This is a genomic window from Burkholderia sp. BCC1644 (assembly GCF_902833225.1).
Lineage (GTDB): Bacteria > Pseudomonadota > Gammaproteobacteria > Burkholderiales > Burkholderiaceae > Burkholderia.
This window is the reverse complement of record NZ_CADFEI010000021.1, coordinates 35,219-61,245: the sequence shown is the minus strand read 5'-3', so window position 1 is coordinate 61,245 and position 26,027 is coordinate 35,219. Positions and strand designations below refer to the sequence as shown.

Here is a 26,027-nt window from a genome sequence, read left to right as displayed (position 1 = left end):
TCATTATCTGGACAACGCATTCAAATATTGGAGACGAGTGCGTGCGCTCCTACAATCCGAAGCACATCGACAGCTTCGGACCCACGCATCGCGCGGCGCCCGTCGCACACGGAGACACCTTCCATGAAGTTCGCCGGGCGCTTTACTCGGTGCATCGACCGCCGCCACGCCGCAGCACGGAACCCCGTTCCGGCGCCGCGCGAGCGGCTTCACCGATTCCGTTGAAGAAGCCCGTTCCATGACCAAGATGCCCGATTCCCTTGCCCTCGACGCCCGGCGCGCGACGCCGGACGATGTATCGCTGACCGACAGCATCGGCGCGACCAGCACGCCGCTGGATCTCGCCGCGCAGCAGGCCGGCACGCAGACGCTGCTGCGCGGCCTCGCGATCCTCGAGGCGATCGCGAACGGCGCGCGCGACATGCGTGCGATCGGCGCGGCGCTCGGGACGACGCGCAGCACGACGCACCGTCTCGTCAGCAGCCTCGTGCAGGCGCGCTACCTGCGCCAGGTGCAGGGCGGCTACCTGCTCGGCCCGAAGCTGATCGAGCTCGGCACGATCGCGCTCGAGCAGATGCCGCTCACCGCGGTGGCGCGGCCGCATCTCGAAGCGCTCGCGGAAGCGACGCTCGACACGATCCACCTCGGCGTGCGCGACGGCGACGACGTGCTGTACATCGACAAGATTCCTGGCACGCGCGGCCTCGAGATGCGCTCGCGTGTCGGCCACCGGATGCCGCTCGCGTCGACCGGCATCGGCAAGGCGATGATGCTCGACCTCGATCCGGACCTGTGGCGCTCACTGTTCGAAGCCGCGCGGCGCGCGCTGGCCGGCGTCAATTTCAAGCCCGACAACCGGCCCGAGACGAGTGCGTTCCTGCAGCGCATGGCCCATTACGCGGCCGGCGGCTATACGTTCGATCTCGAGGAAAACGAGGCGTCGATCCGCTGCGTGGCCGCACCGATCCGCGATGCGTCGGGCACGGTCGTCGCGGCCGTGTCGGTCGCAAGCACCATTCCGTACATGCCGCACGACCGGATGGACGAACTGATTCCACTCGTGCAGCGCGAAGCGCGAGCCATTTCCGCGGAACTGGGCTGGAGCCCGCCGCAGGGTACCCGCAGGATCAAACGATGAGCACTTCGACCCGGCCCGTTCCGGATGCCAGCTCCGCCACCCCGTCGCTGATCGCGCTCGACTGGGGCACGACGTCGCTGCGCGCTTACCTGTACGACGCGCACGGTGCGTTGCTCGACACGCGCAGCCGCGCGGCGGGCGTGATGCATGTGCCGGGCGGCGGCGCGCGTGCGTTCGACGCCGTATTCGAGGAGGCGTGCGGCGACTGGCTCGACCGCACGCCGGGCCTGCCGGTGCTCGCCGCCGGAATGGTCGGCAGCGCGCAGGGCTGGCGCGAGGCGCCGTACGTTGCGGTGCCGGCCGGTGCCGACGCGCTCGTCGCGGGCCTCATCACGGTGACGACGTCGCGTGGCGCGACGGTCTCGATCGTGCCGGGCGTGATTGCGACGGGCGAACTGCCCGACGTGATGCGCGGCGAAGAAACGCAGATATTCGGTGCACTCGCGAGCGATCCGATGCTTGGCGCCGATCGTTCAGGGGTACTGATCGGCTTGCCGGGCACGCATGCGAAATGGGCGTGGGTGAAGGACGGGCTGATCGAGCGTTTCCAGACCTTCATGACGGGCGAGCTGTTCGCGGTGCTGCGCGACCACACGATCCTCGGCCGCACGATGCGCGCGGGCGCCTTACCCGACCGCGCTGCGTTCTTGCGCGGCGTGTCGGTTGCACGCGGTGCGCAGCGCACGGGGTTGCTCGCGACGATTTTCAGCACGCGCACGCTCGGGTTGACCGACCGGCTTGCGCCCGATGCGCAGGGCGATTACCTGTCGGGCCTGCTGATCGGCCATGAGCTCAACGCGCTCGATGCGATGCTCGCGGAGCGCGGCGTCGCGCTCGCGGACCAGCCGTTGCTGCTGATCGGCGACGCCGCTTTGTGTGCGCGCTACGTCGATGCGCTGCAGGTATTCGGCCACGCGCATGCGCAGGTCGCCGCGCATGCAACCGAGCGCGGCCTGTGGCGGATCGCGTCGCGCGCCGGGCTCGTGAGCGCGGACGGCGAGCCCGTCTGCGCCAACCCATGAAACGATTGCAGAGGAACCCCTGATGTCGTCCGACCTTACGTTACCCGCGCCGTACGCGCCCCACGCCGCACTGATGCGCGCGTTCGACGCATGCCCGCTGATCGCGATCATGCGCGGGATCACGCCCGCCGAAGCGGCCGACCACGGCCATGCGCTGTACGAAGCCGGCTTCCGGATCGTCGAGGTGCCGCTCAACTCGCCGGATCCGTTCGACAGCATCGCGGCGCTGCGGCGCGCGCTGCCCGATGATGCGATCGTCGGCGCGGGCACCGTGCTGCGTGCCGAGTACGTCGACCGCGTGCAGGACGCGGGCGGCGCGCTGATCGTGATGCCGCACAGCGACGCAGCCGTGATCCGCCGTGCCCGCGAGCGCGGCCTGGCGAGCGCACCGGGCGTCGCGACGCAGACCGAAGCGTTCGCGGCACTCACGAACGGCGCCGACGTGCTGAAGATGTTCCCGGCCGAACAGCTCGGCGTAGCGGTCGTGAAGGCATGGCGCGCGGTGATCGACCGTGCGGTGCCGCTGATCCCGGTCGGCGGAATTTCGCCCGACAACATGGCGCCGTTCCTCGACGCGGGCGCGAACGGCTTCGGGCTCGGCTCGGCGCTGTTCCGGCCCGGCCAGTCGGCCGACACGACGGCGGCGAACGCACGCGCGTTCCAGGCCGGCTTGCGCGTCGCGCGCGGCGGAGCCGCATGATGCCCCGCCTCGCGGACAAGGTCGCGATGGTGACGGGCGCGGGCCGGGGCATCGGCGCCGCGATTGCCCGCGCATTCGTTCGCGAGGGCGCGGCCGTCGCGCTCGTCGATCTCGACTTCCCGCAGGCGCAGCACACGGCCGCCGCGATTGCGCGCGAATTCGACGGCGCGCTCGTGCTGCCGCTGGAGGCCGACGTCGCGCGGCAGGACGCGGTGCGGGATGCGCTCGCGCAGACCGAGGCGGCGTTCGGCCCGCTCGACGTGCTCGTGAACAACGCAGGCATCAACGTGTTCGCCGATCCGTTGACGATGACCGATGACGACTGGCGCCGCTGCTTCGCGGTCGATCTCGATGGCGTGTGGCACGGTTGCCGCGCGGCGCTCGAAGGAATGGTCGAGCGCGGTCGCGGCAGCATCGTGAACATCGCGTCGACGCACGCGTTCCGGATCATCCCGGGCTGCTTTCCGTACCCGGTCGCGAAACACGGCGTGCTCGGTCTCACGCGCGCGCTCGGCATCGAATACGCGGCGCGCAACGTGCGCGTGAACGCGATCGCGCCGGGCTACATCGAGACGCAGCTCACGCGCGACTGGTGGGACGCGCAGCCCGATCCGGCTGCAGCGCGCGCCGAGACGCTCGCGCTGCAGCCGATGAAGCGCATCGGCCGGCCGGAGGAGGTCGCGATGACGGCCGTGTTCCTGGCGTCCGACGAGGCGCCGTTCATCAATGCCGCATGCATCACCGTCGACGGCGGGCGTGCGGCGCTGTACCACGACTGACGCAACGATTCGAAAGACCGCACGTGCGACGGCCGCGCGCACGCTGCGTCGAAACCAACAAGCGGCTGCATCCTGTTCGATGAAGACAAGGAGACACTGGAGATGAAACGCAGAACGTTCGTAACGCTGGCCGCTGCGGCCGCGGTGGTGATGGGGAGCCCGGTCGTGCACGCGGCCGACCCGGTCAAGATCGGCTTCCTGGTGAAGCAGCCGGAAGAGCCGTGGTTCCAGGACGAGTGGAAGTTCGCCGAGATGGCCGCGAAGCAGAAGGGCTTCACGCTCGTGAAGATCGGCGCGCCGTCCGGCGAGAAGGTGATGAGCGCGATCGACAACCTGTCCGCGCAGAAGGCGCAGGGCTTCATCATCTGCACGCCCGACGTGAAGCTCGGGCCGGGCATCGTCGCGAAGGCGAAGTCGCACAACCTGAAGATGATGACGGTCGACGACCGCCTCGTCGACGGTGCGGGCAAGCCGATCGAGGCGGTGCCGCACATGGGGATCTCCGCGTACAACATCGGCAAGCAGGTCGGCGACGGCATCGCGGCCGAGATCAAGAAGCGCGGCTGGGACATGAAGGACGTCGGCGCGATCGACATCACCTACGAGCAGCTGCCGACCGCGCATGACCGCACCAGCGGCGCGACCGACGCGCTGGTGGCCGCCGGCTTCCCGAAGGCGAACGTGATCGCGGCGCCGCAGGCGAAGACCGACACGGAAAACGCATTCAACGCGGCGAACATCGCGCTCACGAAGAACCCGCAGTTCAAGCACTGGGTCGCCTACGGTCTGAACGACGAGGCCGTGCTCGGCGCGGTGCGCGCGGCCGAAGGCCGCGGCTTCAAGGCCGACAACATGATCGGCATCGGCATCGGCGGTTCCGATTCGGCGCTGAACGAGTTCAAGAAGCCGCAGCCGACGGGCTTCTACGGCACCGTGATCATCAGCCCGAAGCGCCACGGCGAGGAAACCTCGGACCTGATGTACACGTGGATCACGCAGGGCAAGGCACCGCCGGCGCTGACGCTGACGACGGGCATGCTCGCGACGCGCGACAACGTGTCGAAGGTACGCGACGAGATGGGGCTCGCGTCGAAGTAAGCGGCCCGCCGGCTGCCGCGGCGAAGCGGCGGCCGGCGGTCGATCGATTCCGGAAGTGGAGAGACGACGTGTCAGCGGCACTGCGTTTTGACAATATCGGCAAGGTATTTCCCGGCGTGCGCGCACTCGACGGCATTTCGTTCGACGTGCATGCGGGCGAGGTGCATGGCCTGATGGGCGAGAACGGCGCGGGCAAGTCGACGCTGCTGAAGATTCTCGGCGGCGAATACCAGCCCGATGCGGGCAGCGTGCTGGTCGACGGCCAGCCGGTGCAGTTCGCGAGTGCGGCCGCGTCGATCGCGGCCGGCATCGCGGTGATTCACCAGGAGCTGCAGTACGTGCCCGACCTGACGGTCGCGGAAAACCTGCTGCTCGGCCGCCTGCCGAATGCGTTCGGCTGGGTGAGGAAGCGCGAGGCGAAGCGCTACGTGCGCGAGCGGCTCGCGGCGATGGGCGTCGATCTCGATCCCGATGCGAAGCTCGGGCGGCTGTCGATCGCGCAACGGCAGATGGTCGAGATCTGCAAGGCGCTGATGCGCAATGCGCGCGTGATCGCGCTCGACGAACCGACGAGCTCGCTGTCGCATCGCGAGACCGAGGTGCTGTTCAAGCTCGTCGACGACCTGCGCGCGCAGGGCCGTGCGCTGATCTACATCTCGCACCGGATGGACGAGATCTACCGGCTCTGCAATGCGTGCACGATCTTCCGCGACGGGCGCAAGATCGCGTCGCACGAATCGCTTGGCGACGTGCCGCGCGAACGGCTCGTCGCCGAGATGGTCGGGCGCGAGATTTCGGACATCTACCATTACGCGCCGCGCGCGCTCGGCGACGTGCGGTTCTCCGCCGAAGGCGTCGACGGCCATGCCCTGCGCGAACCGGCGAGCTTCTCGGTGCGCGCGGGCGAGATCGTCGGCTTCTTCGGGCTGGTCGGCGCGGGCCGCAGCGAGCTGATGCGGCTCGTGTACGGCGCGGACCGCCGGCGCGCGGGCGTGCTGACGCTCGACGGCGCGCGCATCGACGTGAAGCGCACCGGCGACGCGATCCGCCACGGCATCGTGCTGTGCCCCGAGGATCGCAAGGAAGAAGGGATCATCGCGATCGCGTCGGTCGCGGAGAACATCAACATCAGTTGCCGCCGCCATTCGCTGCGCGCGGGGCTGTTCATCAACCGCAAGGCCGAGAGCGAAACGGCCGACCGCTTCATCCAGCGGCTGAAGATCAAGACGCCGAACCGGCGCCAGAAGATCCGCTTCCTGTCGGGCGGCAACCAGCAGAAGGCGATCCTGTCGCGCTGGCTGGCGGAGCCCGACCTGAAGGTCGTGATTCTCGACGAACCGACGCGCGGGATCGACGTCGGCGCGAAGCACGAGATCTACGACGTGATCTACCGGCTCGCGGAGCGCGGCTGCGCGATCGTGATGGTGTCGTCGGAATTGCCGGAAGTGCTCGGCGTGTCCGACCGCATCGTCGTGATGCGCGAAGGCCGGATCGCCGGCGAGCTGCCGCGCGAGCAGGCGAACGAACACGCGGTGCTGAGCCTCGCGCTGCCGCAGACGAGCGCGGTCGAGGCGGCCTGACGCGATATACGACATTCGAATCGAACACGCGCGGCGCGGGTCGCGCGATGCAGGAGCAGGAGACACCATCATGCAAGTCAACGAAAACCTTGCCAGCGCCGCCGTGAAGCCCACGGCCGACGCGCTGGTTCCGCAGCAGGGCGACCGCCAGAAGTGGTGGCAGCATCTGACCGAATACAGCCTGATCGCGATCTTCGCGGTGATGTTCATCACGATGTCGCTGACCGTCGATCACTTCTTCTCGATCGACAACATGCTCGGCCTCGCGCTGTCGATCTCGCAGATCGGCATGGTCGCGTGCACGATGATGTTCTGTCTCGCGTCGCGCGACTTCGATCTGTCGATCGGCTCGACCGTCGCGTTCTCCGGCGTGTTGTGCGCGATGGTGCTGAACGCGACCGACAACACGTTCGTCGCGATCATCGCGGCGGTCGCGGCCGGCGCCGCGATCGGCTTCGTGAACGGCGCGGTGATCGCGTACCTGCGCATCAACGCGCTGATCACGACGCTCGCGACGATGGAAATCGTGCGCGGGCTCGGCTTCATCGTGTCGAAAGGGCAGGCGGTCGGCGTGTCGTCGGACACCTTCATCGCGCTCGGCGGGTTGTCGATGTTCGGCGTGTCGCTGCCGATCTGGGTCACGCTGCTGTGCTTCATCGCGTTCGGCGTGCTGTTGAACCAGACCGTGTACGGCCGCAACACGCTCGCGATCGGCGGCAATCCCGAGGCATCGCGGCTCGCGGGGATCAACGTCGAACGTACGCGCGTGTACATCTTCCTGATCCAGGGTGCGGTGACGGCGCTCGCGGGCGTGATCCTCGCATCGCGCATCACGTCGGGCCAGCCGAACGCCGCGCAGGGCTTCGAGCTGAACGTGATCTCCGCGTGCGTGCTCGGCGGCGTGTCGCTGATGGGCGGCCGCGCGACGATCTCGGGCGTCGTGATCGGCGTGCTGATCATGGGCACCGTCGAGAACGTGATGAACCTGCTGAACATCGACGCGTTCTACCAGTACCTGGTGCGCGGCGCGATCCTGCTCGCGGCCGTGCTGCTCGACCAGCTGAAGAACCGCGGCGTACGCGACTGACCCGACCTGTTTCCACGGAGACGAACCGCATGACCATCGATACTTCCGCGTCCGGCCCGCACGCAGCGAGCCTCGCGCGCTACGCACGCTACCCGAGCCTCGAGGATCGCGCGGTGCTGATCACGGGCGGCGCGACCGGCATCGGCGCGGCGTTCGTCGAACACTTCGCCGCGCAGGGCGCACGCGTCGCGTTCGTCGACCTCGACGCGGCCGCCGGCGCCGCGCTGGCGGACAGCCTCGCGCACGTGCGCCATGCGCCGCTGTTCATCCAGTGCGACCTGACCGACATCGACGCGCTGCGCCATGCGATCGACGCGATCCGTGCGCGTATCGGCGCGATCGCGGTGCTCGTGAACAATGCGGCGAACGACACGCGCCATGCGATCGGCGACGTGACGCCCGATTCGTTCGACGCGGGCATCGCGGTGAACCTGCGCCACCAGTTTTTCGCCGCGCAGGCGGTGATCGACGACATGAAGCAGCAGGGCGGCGGCGCGATCATCAATCTCGGCTCGATCAGCTGGATGCTGAAAAACGGCGGCTATCCCGTCTACGTGATGGCGAAGGCGGCCGTGCAGGGCCTGACGCGCGGCCTCGCGCGCGACCTCGGCCCGTTCGGCATCCGCGTGAATTCGCTGGTGCCGGGCTGGGTGATGACCGACAAGCAGCGCCGGTTGTGGCTCGACGACGCGGGCCGCGCGGCGATCAAGGCCGGCCAGTGCCTCGACGCCGAGCTGCTGCCGGCCGACCTCGCGCGCATGGCGCTGTTTCTCGCGGCCGACGACAGCCGGATGATCACCGCGCAGGACGTGATCGTCGACGGCGGCTGGGCCTGACCGTTCGCACTGAACTGCATCGTTTCTTCGACGAAGGAAAGGAGTTCATCATGACCGCCACCTCCTCGCGCGCATCGTCGTCCACCAGCCAGTCGCGCCGCGCGCGCCTGGCCGCCGCCGCGCAGCCGGTCAGCCCCGGCCCGCAGACGGCCGCGTTCGCGCAGGGCGTCGGTGCCGCCCATGCGGCCGCCGTCACGCTGTCGAACGCGTCGCTGCGGCTCGACGTGCTGCCGCACCTCGGCGGCGGCATCGCGCGCTTCGACTGGCGCGGCGACAACGGCGCGCTGATGCCGGTGTTCCGCCGCTGCGAGCGCCCGGAGGCGGCGACGGACCCGAACGAGCTCGCGTGCTATCCGCTGCTGCCTTACTCGAACCGGATCGGCGACGGGCGTTTCGAATGCGACGGACGCAAGGTCGCGGTGCCGCGCAATCGCCGTGACGAGCCGCTGCCGATCCACGGCGACGGCTGGCTCGCGCCGTGGCAGGTGGACGATGCGACCGACACGACGCTGCAGTTGTCGCTCGATCGCACCGGCGGTGCGCCGTATGCGTTCCGCGCGATCCAGTCGTTCGAACTCGACGAAGCGACGCTGTCGATCGCGCTGACGATCGAGAACGCGGGGCGCGCGCGGCTGCCGTTCGGGCTCGGCGTGCATCCGTTCCTCGTGCGCGACGCCGTGACCGAACTGGCCGCGGCGGCTGGCGGTCTGTGGCTGTCGGGCGCCGATTTCCTGCCGGTGCGGCACGTGAGCGTGCCGCCGGCCTGGCAATTCGGCGTCGCGTATCCGCTGCCGGCCGCGCTCGTCAATCACGCCTTCACCGGCTGGGGCGGCCATGCGACGGTGAGCTGGCCGCGCCGCGGGCTGTCGCTGACCGTCGCGGCCGACGCCGACGCGTACGTGCTCTATACGCCGCCGGGCGAGGATTTCTTCTGCTTCGAGCCGGTCGATCATCCGATCAATGCGGTGAACCTGCCGGGCGGCGCGACCGCGCACGGGATGACGCTGCTCGCGCCCGGCGAGCGGCTGACGCGGCGGTTCGCGTTCACCGTCGAGCGTGCCGATGCGCGCAGCAATGCCGCGACACGCGAGGGACGCCGGCGACGCGGGTAAAATACGCGGTCTACCAACGGTTTGCCGCGAGTACCCGCCATGTCTTCCCCGCTTACTTTCATTGAATCGCTGCGCGCCGCGTGGCAGCGCACCAACTCGCTGCTGTGCGTCGGCCTCGATCCCGAGCCGTCGCGTTTCCCCGTGCAGTTCGACGGCCAGCCCGACGCGATCTTCGAATTCTGCCGGCAGATCGTCGACGCGACCGCGCAATACGCGAGCGCGTTCAAGCCGCAGATCGCCTACTTCGCCGCGCATCGCGCGGAAGACCAGCTCGAGCGCCTGATCGCGCACATCCACCTCCAGCATCCGGGCCTGCCCGTGATCCTCGACGCGAAGCGCGGCGACATCGGCAGCACGGCCGAGCAGTACGCGCGCGAAGCGTTCGAGCGCTATCGCGCGGACGCCGTCACGGTGAACCCGTACATGGGCTACGACTCGGTCGAGCCGTACTTCGAGCACGAAGGCAAGGGCGTGATCGTACTGTGCCGCACGTCGAACCCGGGCGGCTCCGACCTGCAGTTCCTCGACACGAACGGCCGCCCGCTGTACCAAGTCGTGGCCGACCTCGCGGCGAACAAGTGGAACGCGAAGAACGGCCAGCTCGGCCTCGTGGTCGGCGCGACGTTCCCGAAGGAAATCGAGATCGTGCGCGGGATCGTCGGCGACATGCCGCTGCTGATCCCCGGCATCGGCGCGCAGGGCGGCGACGTGCAGGCGACCGTCAACGCGGGCCGCACGGCCGACGGCACCGGCATGATGGTCAACTCGTCGCGCGCGATCCTGTACGCGAGCAAGGGCGAGGATTTCGCCGAAGCCGCGGCGCTCGCCGCGCAGAAGACGCGCGACACGATCAACGCGCATCGCTGATCGCGGTTGGTGACGGCTGCCCGCGCGAGCAGCCGGTTCCGGCAGGCCCGCGTTCGCGGGCCGGTGCCGCTTTCTCCGTTTTGCTCCCGTCCGTTTCCCCGCATTCCCGGCCGCCGCACTGACGCGCACGGGCAACTTCCCGTCGTTTCCGCACTGCATGTCCGCGCACCAATCGCGCGATGCTCCCGCTTGTCATCGATCTGTAACGAAACTGTCAAGAAAGGGAGTGACGCCATGCCCAAGCTTTCCCGACGTTTTCTGAGCGCGCTTGCCGCATCGCTGTGCATGAGCTTCGCCCATGCGGCGGACCTGTCGCACTGGCCGGCCGACAGCGCGAAGGCGCTGAACGCGATGATCGCCGCGCACGCGCACCGCGGCGACTACGCGGTATTCGACGCCGACAACACGACCTACCGCTACGACCTCGAGGAGTCGCTGCTGCCGTATCTCGAGCACCGCGGCGTGCTGACGCGCGACACGCTCGACCCGTCGCTGAAGCTGATCCCGTTCAAGGATTCCGCCGACTACAAGGAATCGCTGACGAGCTATTACTACCGGCTGTGCGAGATCGACGATCTGGTCTGCTACCCGTGGATCGCGCAGGCGTTCGCCGGGCAGTCGCTCGCCGACCTGAAGCGCCACGTCGACGCGATGCTCGCCGACGGCAAGCCGATCCCGATCCGCTACTGGCAGGGCGACAAGGTGGCCGACGGCACGGTGAACCCGCCGCGGTTCTTCCGCGGGATGCAGGAGCTGTATAACGCGCTGCGCGAGAACGGCATCGACGTCTACGTGATGACGGCCGCGCACGAGGAGCTCGCGCGGCTCGTGCTGTCCGACCCGAAGTACGGCTACAACGTGAAGCCGCAGAACGTGATCGGCGTGACGACGCTGCTGCGCAACCCGGCGACCGGCGCGCTGACGACGTCGCGCCTGCAGATCAAGGCCGGCAAGTACGACGAGGCGGCGAACCGCAGCCTGGTGATCACGCCGTTCCTGATGAACCCGATGACGTGGTACGAAGGCAAGCTCGGTTCGATCGTCGGCTGGATCGACCAGTGGAAGAAGCCGGTGCTCGTCGCGGGCGACACGCCGGCGTCCGACGGCTACATGCTGCTGAATGCGACCGACGTCGCGCGCGGCGGCGTGCGCGTGTGGGTCGACAAGAAGGACAGGCAGATGGCGCAGATCCGTGCGTGGTCGGACGAATCGGCCGCGAAGCAGAAGTCGCTCGGCCTGCCGGTGACGGCGGACAAGAACTGGATCGTCGTGAAGCCCGACGCGATTCAGTAAGCGGGCAAGCGGGGCGCGCCCCGGCCCGCTCAGCCTTCGCGTTCGTCGAGCAGCTTCAGCAGCCCGCGCAGCGCATGCGCGGCTGCCTGCGTGCGGATCTGCTCGCGGTCGCCCTTGAACACGAGCGTCTCGACGTCGGTATGCAGCCGGTTGCTCCAGCCGAACGACACGGTGCCGACCGGCTTCTTCTCGCTGCCGCCGGCCGGGCCCGCGATGCCCGTGACGGACAGCGCGACCTGCGCGCGGCTGTTGCGCAACGCACCTTCGGCCATCGCGCGCGCGACGGGCTCGCTGACGGCGCCGTGCTTGTCGATCAGGTCGGGCGGCACGCCGATCATCTCGATCTTGGCCTGGTTCGAGTACGTGACGAAGCCGCGCTCGAACCACTGGCTGCTGCCGGAGATGTCGGTGATCGCCGCGGCGATGATGCCGCCGGTGCAGGATTCGGCGGTGGCGAGCGTGAGGTGCTCGTCACGCAGCTTGTTGCCTGCGCGGATCGCAAGCTGATGGACGACGGAATCGGTTGGCATGCGCGTCGGGAAACGGGAGTCGGGAAATCGGTCAGCCGACGACGGAGCGCCACAGGGCGATCACGAGCAGCGTCATGAACGCGGCGACCAGGTCGTCGACCATGATGCCGGGCCCGCCTTTCAGGCGGCGGTCGAAATAGCGGATCGGCGGCGGCTTGAGCATGTCGAAGCAGCGGAACGCGACGAACGCCCACAGCTGGCCGATGAAGGTCGCGGGCGTGACGAACAGCATCACGAGCCAGATCGCGACGATCTCGTCCCAGACCACGGCGCCCGGATCGGACGTGCCCATCTTCTTCGCGGTGAAACCGGTGATCCACGTGCCCGCCACGAAGCCGACGGCGATCAGCGCCCACCATTCGGGCACCGTCAGGTAGCGGTTGAGCACGACGAAACCGAGCCAGCCGAACAGCGAGCCGAACGTGCCGGGCATGATCGGCGCGAGCCCGCTGCCGAAGCCGAGCGACACGATGTGCGCCGGGTGCGACAGCATGAAGCGCGCGGTCGCGCGCTGCGGTGCATCGGGTGCGGCGCCGGTCTCGGCCGCGGCGTGCGCGGGCGTCGGGTCAGTCTGCATGGAAGTGGTCGAAGCCGTGCAACGTGAGAGCGAGGGGCGCGCCGGCGGCGTCGTGCCACGTGATCGCGGGTTGCGCCGACGGCGCGGACAACGCGCGTATTGTACCGATTCGCGTGACCGGCACGCCGGCCGTCGCGCCGGCCGCTTCGACCGCCGCACGGGCCGCGGCCGGCGCGGTGAAGCACAGTTCGTAGTCGTCGCCGCCCGCCAGCGTGCAGCGGCGCTGCACGTCGGGCGGCAGCGTCGCGAGCGCGGCCGAGCGCGGCACCGCGTCGGCGTCGATCTCGGCGCGCACGTTCGAGCGCGTCAGGATGTGCTGCAGGTCGCCGGCGAGACCGTCGGAAAGGTCGAGCGCCGCGTGCGCGACGCCGGCAAGCGCCAGGCCGAGTGCGATGCGCGGTTCGGGCCGCTCGAGCGCGCGCCGGAACGCGGCCGCCTCGTCCGCGCCGGCCGCCCATTCGCCGCGCGCGACGCCGAGGCCCGCGCGTGCATCGCCGAGCGTGCCGGACACCCAGACGTCGTCGCCGTCGCGCGCGGCGTCGCGCCGCAGCGCCGCGTCGGGCGCGACTTCGCCGAATACGGTCACGCACAGGTTCAGCGGGCCGCTCGTCGTGTCGCCGCCGATCAGCTCGCAACCGTAGCGCTCGGCGAGCGCGAACAGCCCGTTGCTGAAGGCCTCGAGCCACGCCGCGTCGGCGCGCGGCAGCGCGCACGCGAGCGTGAATGCGCGCGGCTCGGCGCCCATCGCCGCGAGGTCGGACAGGTTGACCGCGAGCGTCTTGTGGCCGAGCGCGTCGGGCGCGACATCGGGGAAGAAGTGGCGGCCTTCCACCAGCATGTCCGTCGAAATTGCCAGCAATTTCCCGGATCGGGGCGTGATCAGCGCGCAATCGTCGCCGATGCCGAGCGTCGACGCGCGGGCGCCCTGCGCGGCGCGGCGCGTGAAGAAGCGTTCGATCAGCGAAAACTCGGAAAGGGCGGCTGGCACGGCGGGTAATCCGAAACGATTGAAGGAACGGCATTGTACGAGGCAAGCGGCTGCGTTCCTGCGCCGTTCTGCCCATTTTTGTCGCGGCTGTTGCACCCGAATCGCCGGTCTGGCGGCAGATGATTGGCGCTACAATGCCGTCGAACAGTTATTCTAATCCGCCCGCCACGAGACACATGTCTACTCAAGCCTCCTCCAAAGCCAAGCTCCGCGAAGCCGCGCTCGACTATCACGAATTCCCGACCCCCGGGAAAATCGCGATCGCCCCGACCAAGCAGATGATCAACCAGCGCGACCTCGCGCTCGCGTATTCGCCCGGTGTGGCGTACGCGTGCGAGGAGATCGTCGAGAATCCGCTCAACGCGGCGCGCTTCACCGCGCGCAGCAACCTGGTCGGCGTCGTCACGAACGGCACGGCGGTGCTCGGTCTCGGCAACATCGGCCCGCTCGCGTCGAAGCCGGTGATGGAAGGCAAGGCCGTGCTGTTCAAGAAGTTCGCGGGCATCGACGTGTTCGACATCGAACTGAACGAGTCGGACCCGCACAAGCTCGTCGACGTGATCGCCGCGCTGGAGCCGACCTTCGGCGGGATCAACCTGGAAGACATCAAGGCGCCCGACTGCTTCATCGTCGAGCGCGAGTGCCGCAAGCGGATGAAGATCCCGGTGTTCCACGACGACCAGCACGGCACCGCGATCGTCGTGGCCGCGGCCGTCACGAACGGCCTGAAGGTCGTCAACAAGGACATCAAGAAGGTCAAGCTCGTCGCCTCCGGCGCGGGTGCTGCCGCGCTCGCGTGTCTCGACCTGCTGGTCGACATCGGCCTGCCGCTCGAGAACATCACGGTGACCGACCTGGCCGGCGTGGTCTACAAGGGCCGCACCGAGCTGATGGATCCGGACAAGGAGCGTTTCGCACGCGAAACCGACGCCCGGACGCTGGCCGAAGTAATCGACGGCGCGGACATTTTCCTCGGCCTGTCGGCTGCCGGCGTGCTGAAGCCGGAGATGGTGAAGGGCATGGCCGAGCGCCCGCTGATCCTCGCGCTCGCGAACCCGACGCCGGAAATCCTGCCGGAAGCGGCACTCGAAGTGCGCCCCGACGCGATTCTCGCGACCGGCCGCACCGATTACCCGAACCAGGTCAACAACGTCCTGTGCTTCCCGTTCATCTTCCGCGGCGCGCTCGACGTCGGCGCGACGACGATCACGCGTGAAATGGAGATCGCGGCCGTCAACGCGATCGCCGAGCTCGCGCAGCACGAGCAGAGCGACATCGTCGCGACCGCATACGGTATCCAGGACCTGTCGTTCGGGCCCGAATACCTGATCCCGAAGCCGTTCGATCCGCGCCTGATCGTGAAGATCGCGCCGGCCGTCGCGCAGGCCGCGATGGACGGCGGCGTCGCGACACGCCCGATCGAGGACATGGAGGCGTACCGCGTCCACCTGCAGCAGTTCGTGTATCACAGCGGCACGACGATGAAGCCGATCTTCCAGATCGCGCGCGCCGCGCAGGAAGAGAAGAAGCGTGTCGTGTTCGCGGAAGGCGAAGAAGAGCGCGTGTTGCGTGCCGTTCAGATCATCGTCGACGAGAAACTGGCCAAGCCGATCCTGATCGGCCGCCCGTCGGTGATCGAGCACCGTATCCAGCGCTACGGCCTGCGCCTGAATCCGGGCGTCGACTTCACGGTCGTCAACACCGAGCACGACGAGCGCTATCGCGATTTCTGGCAGACGTATTACAAGCTGATGGCGCGCAAGGGCATCAGCGAGCAGCTCGCGCGCGTCGAAATGCGCCGCCGCACGACGCTGATCGGCGCGATGCTGGTGAAGAAGGGCGAAGCGGACGGGATGATCTGCGGCACGATCAGCACCACGCACCGCCACCTGCACTTCATCGACCAGGTGATCGGCAAGCGCCCGGGCTGCAGCGTGTACGCGGCGATGAACGGCCTCGTGCTGCCGGGCCGCCAGATTTTCCTCGTCGACACGCACGTGAACGTCGATCCGACCCCGGAGCAACTGGCCGAGATCACGATCATGGCGGCGGAAGAAGTGCGCCGCTTCGGCATCGAGCCGAAGGTCGCGCTGCTGTCGCACTCGAATTTCGGCACGAGCAATGCACCTTCGGCGAAGAAGATGCGCGATACGCTCGCGATCCTGCAGGAACGCGCGCCGGAGCTGAAGGTCGACGGCGAGATGCACGGCGACGTCGCGCTCGACGCGGCGCTGCGCAAGGAAATCCTGCCGGAATCGACGCTGGAAGGCGAAGCGAACCTGCTGATCCTGCCGAACATCGACGCCGCGAACATCGCGTACAACCTGCTGAAGACGGCCGCCGGCAACAACATCGCGATCGGGCCGATCCTGCTGGGCGCCGCGCAGCCGGTGCACGTGCTGACCGAATCGGCGACCGTTCGCCGCATCGTCAACATGGCGGCGCTGCTGGTCGCCGACGTGAACGCCACGCGCTGAGCCAAAACGAACGCGCCACGCCGGTCGAACCGGCGTGGCGCGTCGGGAAAATTGTAAACAAAAGAAAAAAGAGGCGTGCCCGCAATGGGCACGCCGCGGGCAGGGCGCAAACGCGCTTCCCTCAAGGCAACAGCAGCATCTCTCCACTCCTGGTAACGAGCGCGGCAAGGAGGCAGGTCTTGCCATACGAGAGATGCCGGCTTTATTTTATCCTATGTAAGATAAATGTAGTGTGATTTCGGTAAAAAATGCGCAATTCCGGGTATCACGACGCTTTCGATTCCCAAACGGACATTGATTCGCGCGGCCAATAACGCTACGCTAACGCCTTTGTTGGTCGTCAACTACTTGATTTAACAGCGGGAACCCTGGTTCATGGCACGCAAGTGGCTCCGCAACGGCGCGCTCGCGTCCGTCTTCGCGATGTTCGCGATGGGTATCGTCGGCACGCCGACGGGCAGTCTGGTTTCCGCCGCTTACGCACGGGAGGCCGTTCCGGCCGACGTGGCCGCCAGCGGGCTCGATACGATTCCGACTGCCAGTCTTCCGCGCGAGGCCGTGACTACGCTGGGCCTGATCGGCGCGGGCGGCCCCTATCCGTACGAGAAAGACGGCGTCGTATTCGGCAACCGCGAGCGGATCCTGCCGAAGGCGAAGCGCGGCTACTACCATGAGTACACGGTGCCGACGCCGCGTGCCCGCAATCGTGGGGCGCGCCGGATCGTCTGTGGCGGGCCCTTGCGCCGGATCGACAACTGTTATTACACGGGCGACCACTACAACAGTTTTAAACGTATTGTTGAATGACTTCGGGACGAATGGCATGAGCGACTCCATCTACGCGCACGATACGGCGGCGGCGGAACTGTTCGCGGCCGGCGACGGCAATCTGTTTCAGCGCGTGATTCAACTGCACGCGGCGGCGCAGGCTGGCGGCACGCCGGAGCAACAGGAAGCCGAGTCCGGGCTTTCATCGAACGAGGAGCCTATGAGCCTTTTCACGACCGTGCGACCCAATCTCGTGCAGTCGATCCGCGCGTTCCGCGTGCAGGATCTCGCCGACGAAGCCACCCGGCTCGGCCAGCACTTCCTGTTCGCGTATTGCGGCGCCGCGCAGTCGAAGCAGGAAGTGATGGAAACGATCGCGACGTCGTTCCTGTTTCCGAAGCATTTCGGGAAGAACTACGACGCGCTGTACGACTGCCTGACCGACCTCGTCGCGAAGGCCGGCGCGCAGCCCGGTTTCGTGATCGTCCTCGAAGGGCTGCCGATCGCGCAGAAATTCGACAAGGAAGGGCGCGAGACGCTGCTCGACGTGTTCCGCGAGGCGGCCGAGTTCTGGGCCGAGCGCAAGGTCGCGTTCCGCGTGTTCTACTCGTTCGCGTAAGCACGCATCGGCCCGCGGCCGATCCGGCAAGAAGCCCGCCTCGAGCGGGCTTTTTTGCGCCTGCGCGACGCGTCCGGGCCGGTGCGCCCGTCGCTTGCCGACATCGGCCTTTCATCTGGCGCCATTTTTCGAGACAATCCCGGTCGGCCCGGCTGCGGCAGCCGCCGCATCGGGTGCGTACAACAAACATCGAGAGAGGGCTGTCTTCCCATGAATATTTCCCGTTCCGCACGCGCCGTCGTGCTGCCCCTGCTGGTCGCGGCCGGCGCCGTGCATGCCGCGCCGCTGACGCCCGAGCAGACCGTCGACCTTTACATCGGCGCGCTCGTCAACGGAGACGTGTCGAAAGCCCGCGAATTCAACGACGCGGTTCGTGCGAGCTACAGCGGCAAGGACGCGCTCGACATCGGCGTGCTGTCGACGATGGGCGAGTCGATGCGCAAGGACATGGCCGACGGGATACTGGCGCCGATGCCGCCGAAGGCGAGTGCCGCGTTGCGTCCGTCGGTCGAGAGCATGGCCGCCGCTTATCAGCGCGCGCTCAATCGGTCGGCATGCAGGACGACCGGGTCGTCGCAGCGACCGAACCCGTACGTCGACGGCGCGACGATCGCGACGGTCGAATTCGCGTGTCGCGTGGCCGATGCGGGGCCAGGCGCGAAGGCGCTGGAGGCGAAGCTGGGGCCGAATCGGCGCCTGAAGAGCGAGGCGGCACGCATTGCGTCGCTCAAGACGATCTTCTCGGGCATCGCGCAGGTGCTGGACGATGCAGCGGTGACGCACCCGGTGACGGGCAAGATCGACATTTACAGCCTCGAGGAAGGCGGCTGGACGACCGGTAGCCCGGGAGACGTGCTGACGCCGGTGGTCGACGCGTTGTCCGATTCGATGCCGCACGGCTCGTCGAGCGACAAGTAACGTGCGATAAACCGCGGCGTCAGCGTCGCGTGCGAGCGGGGAAGGGCCGCGCCGCTTCGCGGCGGCCCACCCTGCTCGTCACCACCCGCCCCAACGCGCGGCCAACGCCGCGAGCACCGCCGCACCGGCCGTCTCGGTGCGCAGTACGCGCGGCCCGAGCGACAGTGCGGTGAATCCGCGGGCGCGCGCCGCGTTTTCCTCGTCGGGCGACAGCCCGCCTTCGGGGCCGATCAGCAGCGTCACGGTGGCCGCGGGCGGCGCGTCGGGCAGCGACGCAAACGGGATGCTCGCACGCGGCGACAGCAGCAGCCGCAGCTCGCCGTCGGCCGGTGCGGCAGGCAGCGTATCGAGCCACGCGTGGAAGCCGGCGACCGGCGCAACGTCGGGTACACGGTTGCGTCCGCACTGTTCGCACGACGCACGCACGACGCCGCGCCAGTGTGCGACGCGCTTGTCCGCGCGTTCGCCGGACAGCTTCACGACGCCGCGCGCGGTCGACAGCGGCACGACCGCCGCGACGCCGAGCTCGACGGCTTTCTCGATCACCCAGTCCATCTTGTCGCCGCCGGCGATGCCTTGCGCGAGCGTCACGCGGTAGGGCGGTTCGGCTTCGGCCGGTTCGAACGTGTCGATCTGCGCGATCGCGCTGCGCTTGTCGATCTCGACGAGCCGCGCGCGGTACTGGCCGCCGGTGCCGTCGAACAGCGCGAGCACGTCGCCGGGCTGCAGGCGCAGCACCTGTGCGTGGCGTGCGACGTCGGCCGGCAATGCGAGTGTTGCGTCGGCGCGCAATGCGGCTTCGACGAAAAAGCGCGGCACGGCCGCGGTGGTGGTGGCTTCGTTCATGCGTGTTGCGGTGTCGGTCATGCGTGGAGACGGTGTCCGAGCGCCCATCGGTAGCCGTCGAGATCCTCGATCTGCGCGAAGCGGTCGCCCCAGAACTGGTCCTGCGGCGCGCTCAGCGATTTCGCGCCCGCGTCGAGCGCGCGCTGCCAGGTGGCGTCGACGTCGTCGACATACAGATAGAACGATTGCGGCGCGGTCGTGTTCGCGCTTTTCGGCGTGAGCGCGGTCGAGCCGAACGCGCCTTCGGGCGCGAACATCACGATCAGCTGGCCGCGGTAGGTCATCTCGACGTGCATGATCGCGCCGTCCTCGTCGTGCACGTCGCGCAGTTCGAAGCCGAAGGCGGTCTTGAAGAAGTCGATGGCCGCGCGCGCGTTGCGCACGGCCAGGTAGGGCGTCAACCAAGGCACGTTGGCCGGACGTGGATCGGTCATGAAAATCTCCTGTGGGACCAGGTGGGCGCGGCATCCGGGTCGCTCCGGTTCCGTGCTTCGCACGGCGAACCATGCAGGACCTCAACGGAAAAACGGAACGATGCGGCCGACCGGACGTTCAGCGGCGAACGCCCAGTGTATCGCGCAGCGCGCACGGCAGGGCAAAGAGGGACGCATGCAGCCGCGCATCGTAGTAGCGCAGGCCGTGGACGCGGCGGGCCGCGAGTCGTTCGTCGATGTCGTGTGCGAACAGCGCGGCCGCGTCGAGCGTGTCGCTCGCGATCGCCATCAGCCACTGCGAGCCGTACAGCGGCACGTGCGCGGACAACGGATCGACGACCGTGAAGCTCGCGCGCAGGTCGTCGAGCAGCGCGGCGATGCGCGACGCGTGGAACACCGGCGAACCGAGATGCATCGAGATCGCGCCGCACGGCGTGAGAATGCGCTTGAGCCGCGCGTAGAACGCACGCGTATAAAGGCCGGCCGCCGGCGAATCGGGCGGTGTGAGGTCGAACACGACGAGGTCGAAATGCTCGACGGTCGACTCGACGAAGTGCGCGGCGTCGCCGATCACGACCTCGACACGCGGGTCGTCGAGTGCGCCCTGGTGCACGTCGTCGAGATAACGCCGCGCCATCCCGACCACTTCGTCGTCGAGCTCGGCGATCACGATCCGCTCGATGCACGCGTGCTTGAGCAACTGGCGTGCCGCGCCGCCGTCGCCGCCGCCGAGCACGAGCGCCTTCTTCGGCGACGGGTGCGCGAGCGCGGCCGGGTGCGTCATGCACTCGTGATAGACGTACTCGTCGCCGACCGACGTCATCGGCCGGCCGTCCAGCGTGAACAGGCGGCCGAGCTGCGGCGTTTCCCAGACTTCGATCTGCTGGTGCGGGGACGCGACGCGCGCGAGCCGCCGGGCGTTCGGGAAGCCGTAGGCTGCGTCGGGCGTAGGGTGAAAGAGAAGTGTGGTGCTCACGGGCGGGCCGCTCAGGGCTGGCAGTTCCGACGTCTGAATTATAGGAGGCGGGCGGTTTGACGGAAAACCGTGCCGGAACACTACTCGCCGACAAGGGAAATGTCAGCCCATCTGTTAAAATGACGAGCTTTGCAGCCCCGTCCGTAGGCTCCGTCCGCTTCGCGTCCGTCAGGCGCCGCACCGCGCGCCGGGAACGATTGACGCTCGAGCTTCCGGATGCCGCCGTGCCCCCGTTTCCTCGACTCGTTCTCCGGACTCGACATGACGACTTCGTCTCCCGCCTCCACCACCCTGATGGCCAACGCGATCCGTGCGCTCGCGATGGACGCCGTCCAGCAAGCGAACTCCGGCCACCCCGGCATGCCGATGGGCATGGCCGAAATCGGCGTCGCGCTCTGGTCGCGCCATCTGAAGCACAACCCGACGAACCCGCACTGGGCCGACCGTGACCGCTTCGTGCTGTCGAACGGCCATGGCTCGATGCTGCTGTACTCGCTGCTGCACCTGACCGGCTACGACCTGCCGATCGAAGAGCTGAAGAACTTCCGCCAGCTGCACTCGAAGACGCCGGGCCACCCGGAATACGGCATCACGCCGGGTGTCGAGACGACCACCGGCCCGCTCGGCCAGGGCCTCGCGAACGCGGTCGGCATGGCGCTCGGCGAAGCGCTGATGGCCGACGAGTTCAACCGTGACGGCGCGAAGATCGTCGATCACCACACGTACGTGTTCCTCGGCGACGGCTGCCTGATGGAAGGCATCTCGCACGAAGCCTGCTCGCTCGCGGGCACGCTGAAGCTGAACAAGCTGATCGCGCTGTACGACGACAACGGCATCTCGATCGACGGCGACGTCGTGAACTGGTTCCACGACGATACCCCGAAGCGTTTTGAAGCCTACGGCTGGAACGTGATCCCGAACGTGAACGGCCATGACGTCGACGCGGTCGACGCGGCCATCGCGAAGGCGAAGCTGTCGGACAAGCCGACGATGATCTGCTGCAAGACGGTGATCGGCCAGGGCGCGGCCACGAAGGCGGGCGGCCACGACGTGCACGGCGCGGCGCTCGGCGCGGAAGAAATCGCGAAGACGCGCGAAGCGCTCGGCTGGAAGTGGGAGCCGTTCGTGATTCCGCAGGAAGTCTACGCGGCATGGGACGCGAAGGAAGCCGGCAAGCGCGCTGAAACCGAATGGGACGCGACGTTCGCTGCCTATCGCGCCAAGTTCCCGGCAGAAGCCGCCGAATTCGAGCGCCGGATGGCCAACCAGCTGCCGGCCGACTGGGCCGAGAAGGCGGCGGCGATCATCGCCGGCGCGAACGAGCGCGGCGAGACGGTGGCGACCCGCAAGGCGTCGCAGCAGGCGATCGAGGGCTTGGCTGCCGCGCTGCCCGAACTGCTCGGCGGCTCGGCCGACCTGACCGGCTCGAACCTGACCAACTGGAAGGCGTCGAAGGCCGTCCGCGCGAATCCGGAAGGCCCGGGCGTCGTGCTGGGCAACCACATCAACTACGGCGTGCGCGAATTCGGCATGAGCGCCGCGATCAACGGCCTCGCGCTGCACGGCGGCCACAAGCCGTTCGGCGGCACGTTCCTGACGTTCTCCGACTACAGCCGCAACGCGCTGCGCGTGGCCGCGCTGATGAAGGTGCCGTCGATCTTCGTGTTCACCCACGATTCGATCGGCCTCGGCGAAGACGGCCCGACGCACCAGTCGATCGAGCACGTGTCGAGCCTGCGCCTGATCCCGAACCACGACGTGTGGCGTCCGGCCGACACGGTCGAGACGGCCGTCGCGTGGACCCACGCGATCGCAGCCGACCGTCCGTCGAGCCTGATCTTCAGCCGCCAGAACCTCGCGTTCAACCCGCGTTCCGATGCGCAGATCGCGAACATCGCGAAGGGCGGCTACGTGCTGAAGGACTGGGACGAAGAGATCGTCGCGCGCAAGATCATCCTGATCGCGACGGGCTCGGAAGTCGAACTCGCGATGAAGGCCGTCGAGCCGCTCGCGCAGCAAGGCATCGCGGCACGCGTCGTGTCGATGCCGTCGACCAACGTGTTCGACCGCCAGGACGCCGAATACCGCGAACGCGTGCTGCCGCACGGCGTGCGCCGCGTCGCGATCGAAGCGGGCGTGACGGCCTTCTGGCACAAGTACGTCGGCCTCGAAGGCGGCGTCGTCGGGATCGACACGTTCGGTGAATCGGCGCCGGCCGGCGTGCTGTTCAAGTACTTCGGCTTCACCGTCGAGCACGTCGTCGAGACCGCCAAGGCCGTGCTGGCCTAAAGACATACGCGACGCGCGCCACCCCTCGCGCGCGTCGCACCGTGAAGCTGCACGAAACGAATTTTTTCAGCCATCAGGAGATAGACCATGACGATTCGCGTCGCAATCAACGGCTACGGCCGTATCGGCCGCAACACGCTGCGCGCGTTCTATGAAAACGGCAAGAAGCACGATCTCGAGATCGTCGCGATCAACGACCTGGGCGATGCGAAGACCAACGCGCACCTGACCCAGTACGACACCGCACACGGCAAGTTCCCGGGCGAAGTGTCGGTCGACGGCGACTACCTCGTCGTGAACGGCGACAAGATCCGCGTGCTGGCGAACCGCAACCCGGCAGAACTGCCGTGGGGCGAGCTGGGCGTCGACGTCGTGATGGAATGCACGGGCTTCTTCACGACGAAGGAAAAGGCGAGCGCGCACCTGAAGGGCGGCGCGAAGAAGGTGATCATCTCGGCGCCGGGCGGCAAGGACGTCGACGCGACGATCGTCTACGGCGTGAACCACAACGTGCTGAAGGCCGAGCACACGGTCATCTCGAACGCATCGTGCACGACGAACTGCCTCGCGCCGCTCGTCAAGCCGCTGAACGACAAGATCGGCCTCGAAACCGGCCTGATGACGACGATCCACGCGTACACGAACGACCAGGTGCTGACGGACGTCTATCACGAAGACCTGCGCCGCGCGCGTTCGGCCACGCACAGCCAGATCCCGACGAAGACGGGCGCCGCTTCGGCCGTCGGCCTCGTGCTGCCGGAATTGAACGGCAAGCTCGACGGTTACGCGATCCGCGTCCCGACGATCAACGTGTCGATCGTCGACCTGTCGTTCATCGCCAAGCGCGACACGACGGTCGAGGAAGTCAACGCGATCATGAAGGAAGCATCGGAAGGCGCGCTGAAGGGCATCCTCGGCTACAACGAAGCACCGCTGGTGTCGATCGACTTCAACCACAACCCGGCTTCGTCGACGTTCGACGCAACGCTGACCAAGGTGTCGGGCCGTCTCGTGAAGGTGTCGAGCTGGTACGACAACGAGTGGGGTTTCTCGAACCGCATGCTGGATACGGCTGTCGCGTTCGCGAACGCGAAGTAATCCCGCACGTTGCGCGGCCGCCGCGAGGCGGCTTGCGCAGCGAACGAGCCCGGCCGGGTTTTCCGGCCGGGCTTTTTTGTTGCCCGCCGTTATTGCATCGACGCTGCCGTCACCTGTTCGAGCGCGGCGACGAACGCCCGCTTCAGCGGGCTGTCGAGGTCGGTCCACGCGAGGCCGATGCCGGTGCGATGCCCGGCCAGATCGAGCGGGCGCGCGAGCACGTTCGGCGGCAGCGCGCTCGCGGCTTCCGCCGGGATCAGCCCGATCCCCATTCCCGCCGCGACGAGCGCGAGCATCGTCGTGAATTCCCCGAACTCCTGCGCAATCTCGAGCGTCGTGCCCGCGCGGCTCAGCGCAAGCAGCATGTCGTCGTGAAAGCCGGGCGCATAGCGGCGCGCGAGCACGAACGCCGGCTGGCCGCGCAGCGCGGCCGGTGAAATCGCGTCCTGCGTGGCCAGCGGATGGTCGAGCGGCAGCGCGACGACGAAGCCTTCCTCGAGCACCACGCGCGTGTCGATGCCCGGATAGGCGGCCGGCAGCCGGATCATCCCGAAATCGATCCGCCGGTCGCGCAGCGCGGCGATCTGGTCGGGCGTCGGCATGTCCTTCAGTTCGAGCGTGATCAGCGGATAGCGCTCGCGCATCGTGCGCAGCACGGCCGGCAGCAGCGCGGGCAGCACCGACGATACGAACGCGATCCGCAGCGTGCCGATTTCGCCGAGGCTCGACAGCCGCGCCATCTGCTCAGCGCGCGCAGCCTGCTGCAGCGTGGCGCGTGCCTCGGGCAGGAACACGCGCCCCGTGTCGCTCAGTTCGACCTTGTGCCGGTCGCGCTCGAACAGGCGCGCCCCCAATTCTTCCTCGAGCGCCTTGATCTGCATGCTCAGCGCGGGCTGCACGATGAACAGACGCTGCGCGGCGCGCCCGAAATGCAGCTCTTCCGCGAGCGTGACGAAGGCGCGCAATTGCTTGAGTTCCATGGTCGGCGGGCACCCGTGAACGGTAATCAGATTTCATGATAACCGGATCAAAAACAACCATTGGCGCGGGGCCCGGCCGCCAGCCGAAGATAGCGTCAACGCGAGACCGGCCGCGACGGGCCGCCGGCTCGACTGGCACGAGGAGACATCCATGACCAACGCGCTTGAACGGTTCCGCCTCGACGGGCGCCGCGCACTGATTACCGGTTCCGGACGCGGGATCGGGCTGACGCTCGCCCGCGGCCTCGCGGAAGCCGGCGCCGCGATCGTCATCAACGATCGTAATGAGGAGAAGGCCGCGACGCTCGCGCGCCACTTCCGCGAGGAAGGTTTTGCTGCCGACCATGCGGTGTTCGACGTCACCGAACACGCGCAGGTGCGCGCGGCGATCGACGATTTCGAGACGCGCGTCGGCGCGATCGACATCCTCGTGAACAACGCGGGCATCCAGCGCCGCGCGCCGCTCGACACATTCGAACCGGACGACTGGCAGGCATTGATGCGCGTGAATCTCGACGGCGTGTTCAACGTCGCGCAGGCGGTGGCGCGGCACATGATCGCGCGCGGCCGCGGGAAGATCATCAACATCTGCTCGGTGCAGAGTGAACTCGCGCGCCCGACGATCGCCCCGTATGCGGCGACCAAGGGCGCGGTGCGGATGCTGACGAAAGGGATGTGCGCCGACTGGGCGCGCCACGGCATCCAGGCGAACGGCCTCGCGCCCGGCTATTTCGAAACCGAACTCAACCGCGCGCTGGTCGACGACGCGGCGTTCTCGGACTGGCTGTGCAAGCGCACGCCGGCCGGCCGCTGGGGGCGCGTCGACGAGCTGTGCGGCGCGGCGATCTTCCTCGCGTCGGCCGCGTCCGATTTCGTGAACGGCCAGACGCTGTTCGTCGACGGCGGCCTGACCAGCGCCGTCTGAGCGGCGGCGCGAGCGCGCCGTTGCGCCGGCTGCGGCCGGCATCCGAATTCCCAGAAGAGCCCGCCGCACGAGCGGGCCGATGTCCCGGTC

Annotated in this window: 25 protein-coding genes; 18 read left to right on the top strand and 7 right to left on the bottom strand. The window is 67.9% G+C overall.

Translation table 11 applies throughout. The features are described 5' to 3' along the window. Positions 1-238: 238 nt before the first annotated feature. The 11 genes from HWX87_RS31660 (at position 239) to HWX87_RS31610 (ending at position 11,512) form a co-directional block, all read left to right on the top strand. Positions 239-1,138: an IclR family transcriptional regulator gene (locus HWX87_RS31660; RefSeq protein ID WP_176050901.1), complete on the top strand. Its 900-nt coding sequence runs from the start codon at positions 239-241 to the stop codon at positions 1,136-1,138. After that, positions 1,135-2,160, top strand: coding sequence for a 2-dehydro-3-deoxygalactonokinase (locus HWX87_RS31655; RefSeq protein WP_176050900.1), 1,026 nt, complete (start codon positions 1,135-1,137; stop codon positions 2,158-2,160). Before HWX87_RS31660 ends, HWX87_RS31655 begins: the two co-directional genes overlap by 4 nt. Positions 2,161-2,182: 22 nt before the next feature. Then, a complete protein-coding gene (locus HWX87_RS31650) occupies positions 2,183-2,860 on the top strand; it encodes a 2-dehydro-3-deoxy-6-phosphogalactonate aldolase (RefSeq protein ID WP_176050899.1) in 678 nt (225 codons plus the stop codon). After that, entirely contained in the window at positions 2,860-3,639 is a 780-nt protein-coding gene (locus HWX87_RS31645) for an SDR family oxidoreductase (protein WP_176050951.1), read from the top strand. The genes HWX87_RS31650 and HWX87_RS31645 overlap by 1 nt, the downstream gene beginning before the upstream one ends. A gap of 102 nt (positions 3,640-3,741) precedes the next feature. After that, entirely contained in the window at positions 3,742-4,737 is a 996-nt protein-coding gene (locus HWX87_RS31640; RefSeq protein ID WP_176050898.1) for an arabinose ABC transporter substrate-binding protein, read from the top strand. A gap of 68 nt (positions 4,738-4,805) precedes the next feature. After that, positions 4,806-6,317, top strand: a complete 1,512-nt coding sequence (araG, locus tag HWX87_RS31635; RefSeq protein ID WP_176050897.1) for an L-arabinose ABC transporter ATP-binding protein AraG — start codon at positions 4,806-4,808, stop codon at positions 6,315-6,317. A 70-nt stretch (positions 6,318-6,387) separates the two neighbouring features. Continuing rightward, entirely contained in the window at positions 6,388-7,404 is a 1,017-nt protein-coding gene (gene araH, locus HWX87_RS31630; protein WP_176050896.1) for an L-arabinose ABC transporter permease AraH, read from the top strand. A gap of 29 nt (positions 7,405-7,433) precedes the next feature. Continuing rightward, a complete protein-coding gene (locus tag HWX87_RS31625) occupies positions 7,434-8,240 on the top strand; it encodes an SDR family oxidoreductase (RefSeq protein WP_176050895.1) in 807 nt (268 codons plus the stop codon). A 50-nt stretch (positions 8,241-8,290) separates the two neighbouring features. Continuing rightward, a complete protein-coding gene (locus HWX87_RS31620; protein WP_176050894.1) occupies positions 8,291-9,352 on the top strand; it encodes an aldose 1-epimerase in 1,062 nt (353 codons plus the stop codon). Between the two features lie 39 nt (positions 9,353-9,391). After that, positions 9,392-10,219, top strand: a complete 828-nt coding sequence (pyrF, locus tag HWX87_RS31615; protein ID WP_176050893.1) for an orotidine-5'-phosphate decarboxylase — start codon at positions 9,392-9,394, stop codon at positions 10,217-10,219. 234 nt (positions 10,220-10,453) lie between these two features. Beyond that, positions 10,454-11,512 (top strand): haloacid dehalogenase-like hydrolase, encoded by a 1,059-nt coding sequence (locus HWX87_RS31610; protein WP_176050892.1) that lies wholly within the window; start codon positions 10,454-10,456, stop codon positions 11,510-11,512. Positions 11,513-11,541: 29 nt separating this feature from the next. Here the strand turns inward: HWX87_RS31610 and HWX87_RS31605 are convergent, their stop codons facing one another. Genes HWX87_RS31605 through thiL form a run of 3 tightly spaced genes read right to left on the bottom strand, consistent with a single transcriptional unit; the run spans position 11,542 to position 13,607 of the window. Beyond that, positions 11,542-12,042 (bottom strand): CinA family protein, encoded by a 501-nt coding sequence (locus HWX87_RS31605; RefSeq protein WP_176050891.1) that lies wholly within the window; start codon positions 12,040-12,042, stop codon positions 11,542-11,544. 31 nt (positions 12,043-12,073) lie between these two features. Next, positions 12,074-12,619: a phosphatidylglycerophosphatase A gene (locus HWX87_RS31600; RefSeq protein ID WP_176050890.1), complete on the bottom strand. Its 546-nt coding sequence runs from the start codon at positions 12,617-12,619 to the stop codon at positions 12,074-12,076. Beyond that, entirely contained in the window at positions 12,609-13,607 is a 999-nt protein-coding gene (thiL, locus tag HWX87_RS31595; RefSeq protein WP_176050889.1) for a thiamine-phosphate kinase, read from the bottom strand. Before thiL ends, HWX87_RS31600 begins: the two co-directional genes overlap by 11 nt. A gap of 134 nt (positions 13,608-13,741) precedes the next feature. Between thiL and HWX87_RS31590 the strand changes: the two genes are divergently transcribed. The 4 genes from HWX87_RS31590 to HWX87_RS31575 all read left to right on the top strand — a co-directional run bounded on the left by HWX87_RS31590 (position 13,742) and on the right by HWX87_RS31575 (position 18,389). Then, complete coding sequence (locus tag HWX87_RS31590) at positions 13,742-16,084, top strand: NADP-dependent malic enzyme (protein ID WP_279612985.1); 2,343 nt, start codon at positions 13,742-13,744, stop codon at positions 16,082-16,084. Between the two features lie 375 nt (positions 16,085-16,459). Further along, the gene (locus HWX87_RS31585; RefSeq protein ID WP_006476946.1) at positions 16,460-16,891 is read left to right on the top strand and encodes a ribonuclease; all 432 of its coding nucleotides are present in this window, start codon (positions 16,460-16,462) and stop codon (positions 16,889-16,891) included. A gap of 16 nt (positions 16,892-16,907) precedes the next feature. Beyond that, positions 16,908-17,471: a barstar family protein gene (locus tag HWX87_RS31580; protein WP_176050887.1), complete on the top strand. Its 564-nt coding sequence runs from the start codon at positions 16,908-16,910 to the stop codon at positions 17,469-17,471. Between the two features lie 210 nt (positions 17,472-17,681). Continuing rightward, positions 17,682-18,389 carry a hypothetical protein gene (locus HWX87_RS31575; protein WP_176050886.1) on the top strand — a complete coding sequence of 236 codons (708 nt, stop codon included), beginning with the start codon at positions 17,682-17,684 and terminating at the stop codon, positions 18,387-18,389. Positions 18,390-18,467: 78 nt separating this feature from the next. On the opposite strand, the gene HWX87_RS31570 is transcribed toward HWX87_RS31575, so the two are convergent. The 3 genes from HWX87_RS31570 to speE all read right to left on the bottom strand — a co-directional run bounded on the left by HWX87_RS31570 (position 18,468) and on the right by speE (position 20,645). Beyond that, complete coding sequence (locus tag HWX87_RS31570; RefSeq protein WP_176050885.1) at positions 18,468-19,235, bottom strand: 16S rRNA (uracil(1498)-N(3))-methyltransferase; 768 nt, start codon at positions 19,233-19,235, stop codon at positions 18,468-18,470. Positions 19,236-19,252: 17 nt separating this feature from the next. Further along, positions 19,253-19,669, bottom strand: a complete 417-nt coding sequence (locus HWX87_RS31565; RefSeq protein WP_129513689.1) for a VOC family protein — start codon at positions 19,667-19,669, stop codon at positions 19,253-19,255. A gap of 118 nt (positions 19,670-19,787) precedes the next feature. Next, on the bottom strand, positions 19,788-20,645 hold the full coding sequence (gene speE / locus HWX87_RS31560; RefSeq protein WP_176050884.1) for a polyamine aminopropyltransferase: 858 nt from the start codon (positions 20,643-20,645) through the stop codon (positions 19,788-19,790). 216 nt (positions 20,646-20,861) lie between these two features. Here speE and tkt point away from each other — a divergent pair, with 216 nt between their 5' ends. Together tkt and gap are read left to right on the top strand one after the other, a co-directional pair. Further along, on the top strand, positions 20,862-22,934 hold the full coding sequence (gene tkt / locus HWX87_RS31555) for a transketolase (protein WP_176050883.1): 2,073 nt from the start codon (positions 20,862-20,864) through the stop codon (positions 22,932-22,934). 87 nt (positions 22,935-23,021) lie between these two features. Next, complete coding sequence (gap, locus tag HWX87_RS31550) at positions 23,022-24,032, top strand: type I glyceraldehyde-3-phosphate dehydrogenase (RefSeq protein WP_166964849.1); 1,011 nt, start codon at positions 23,022-23,024, stop codon at positions 24,030-24,032. Positions 24,033-24,121: 89 nt separating this feature from the next. Here gap and HWX87_RS31545 read toward each other — a convergent pair whose 3' ends face one another. Further along, positions 24,122-25,012: a LysR family transcriptional regulator gene (locus HWX87_RS31545; protein ID WP_176050882.1), complete on the bottom strand. Its 891-nt coding sequence runs from the start codon at positions 25,010-25,012 to the stop codon at positions 24,122-24,124. 151 nt (positions 25,013-25,163) lie between these two features. On the opposite strand from HWX87_RS31545, the gene HWX87_RS31540 reads away from it, so the two are divergent. Continuing rightward, entirely contained in the window at positions 25,164-25,937 is a 774-nt protein-coding gene (locus HWX87_RS31540) for an SDR family NAD(P)-dependent oxidoreductase (RefSeq protein ID WP_176050881.1), read from the top strand. Positions 25,938-26,027: the final 90 nt, after the last annotated feature.

Coding starts and splice junctions, on each gene's coding strand:
- HWX87_RS31660 (WP_176050901.1), top strand. CDS start 239: ATGACCAAGATGCCCGATTCCCTTGCCCTCGACGCCCGGCGCGCGACG.
- araH (WP_176050896.1), top strand. CDS start 6,388: ATGCAAGTCAACGAAAACCTTGCCAGCGCCGCCGTGAAGCCCACGGCC.
- HWX87_RS31585 (WP_006476946.1), top strand. CDS start 16,460: ATGGCACGCAAGTGGCTCCGCAACGGCGCGCTCGCGTCCGTCTTCGCG.
- gap (WP_166964849.1), top strand. CDS start 23,022: ATGACGATTCGCGTCGCAATCAACGGCTACGGCCGTATCGGCCGCAAC.
- HWX87_RS31610 (WP_176050892.1), top strand. CDS start 10,454: ATGCCCAAGCTTTCCCGACGTTTTCTGAGCGCGCTTGCCGCATCGCTG.
- HWX87_RS31625 (WP_176050895.1), top strand. CDS start 7,434: ATGACCATCGATACTTCCGCGTCCGGCCCGCACGCAGCGAGCCTCGCG.
- HWX87_RS31575 (WP_176050886.1), top strand. CDS start 17,682: ATGAATATTTCCCGTTCCGCACGCGCCGTCGTGCTGCCCCTGCTGGTC.
- HWX87_RS31600 (WP_176050890.1), bottom strand. CDS start 12,619: ATGCAGACTGACCCGACGCCCGCGCACGCCGCGGCCGAGACCGGCGCC.
- HWX87_RS31645 (WP_176050951.1), top strand. CDS start 2,860: ATGCCCCGCCTCGCGGACAAGGTCGCGATGGTGACGGGCGCGGGCCGG.
- HWX87_RS31655 (WP_176050900.1), top strand. CDS start 1,135: ATGAGCACTTCGACCCGGCCCGTTCCGGATGCCAGCTCCGCCACCCCG.
- HWX87_RS31565 (WP_129513689.1), bottom strand. CDS start 19,669: ATGACCGATCCACGTCCGGCCAACGTGCCTTGGTTGACGCCCTACCTG.
- HWX87_RS31590 (WP_279612985.1), top strand. CDS start 13,742: ATGCCGTCGAACAGTTATTCTAATCCGCCCGCCACGAGACACATGTCT.
- HWX87_RS31545 (WP_176050882.1), bottom strand. CDS start 25,012: ATGGAACTCAAGCAATTGCGCGCCTTCGTCACGCTCGCGGAAGAGCTG.
- HWX87_RS31605 (WP_176050891.1), bottom strand. CDS start 12,042: ATGCCAACCGATTCCGTCGTCCATCAGCTTGCGATCCGCGCAGGCAAC.
- HWX87_RS31650 (WP_176050899.1), top strand. CDS start 2,183: ATGTCGTCCGACCTTACGTTACCCGCGCCGTACGCGCCCCACGCCGCA.
- HWX87_RS31620 (WP_176050894.1), top strand. CDS start 8,291: ATGACCGCCACCTCCTCGCGCGCATCGTCGTCCACCAGCCAGTCGCGC.
- HWX87_RS31580 (WP_176050887.1), top strand. CDS start 16,908: ATGAGCGACTCCATCTACGCGCACGATACGGCGGCGGCGGAACTGTTC.
- HWX87_RS31640 (WP_176050898.1), top strand. CDS start 3,742: ATGAAACGCAGAACGTTCGTAACGCTGGCCGCTGCGGCCGCGGTGGTG.
- HWX87_RS31570 (WP_176050885.1), bottom strand. CDS start 19,235: ATGAACGAAGCCACCACCACCGCGGCCGTGCCGCGCTTTTTCGTCGAA.
- tkt (WP_176050883.1), top strand. CDS start 20,862: ATGCCGCCGTGCCCCCGTTTCCTCGACTCGTTCTCCGGACTCGACATG.
- HWX87_RS31540 (WP_176050881.1), top strand. CDS start 25,164: ATGACCAACGCGCTTGAACGGTTCCGCCTCGACGGGCGCCGCGCACTG.
- pyrF (WP_176050893.1), top strand. CDS start 9,392: ATGTCTTCCCCGCTTACTTTCATTGAATCGCTGCGCGCCGCGTGGCAG.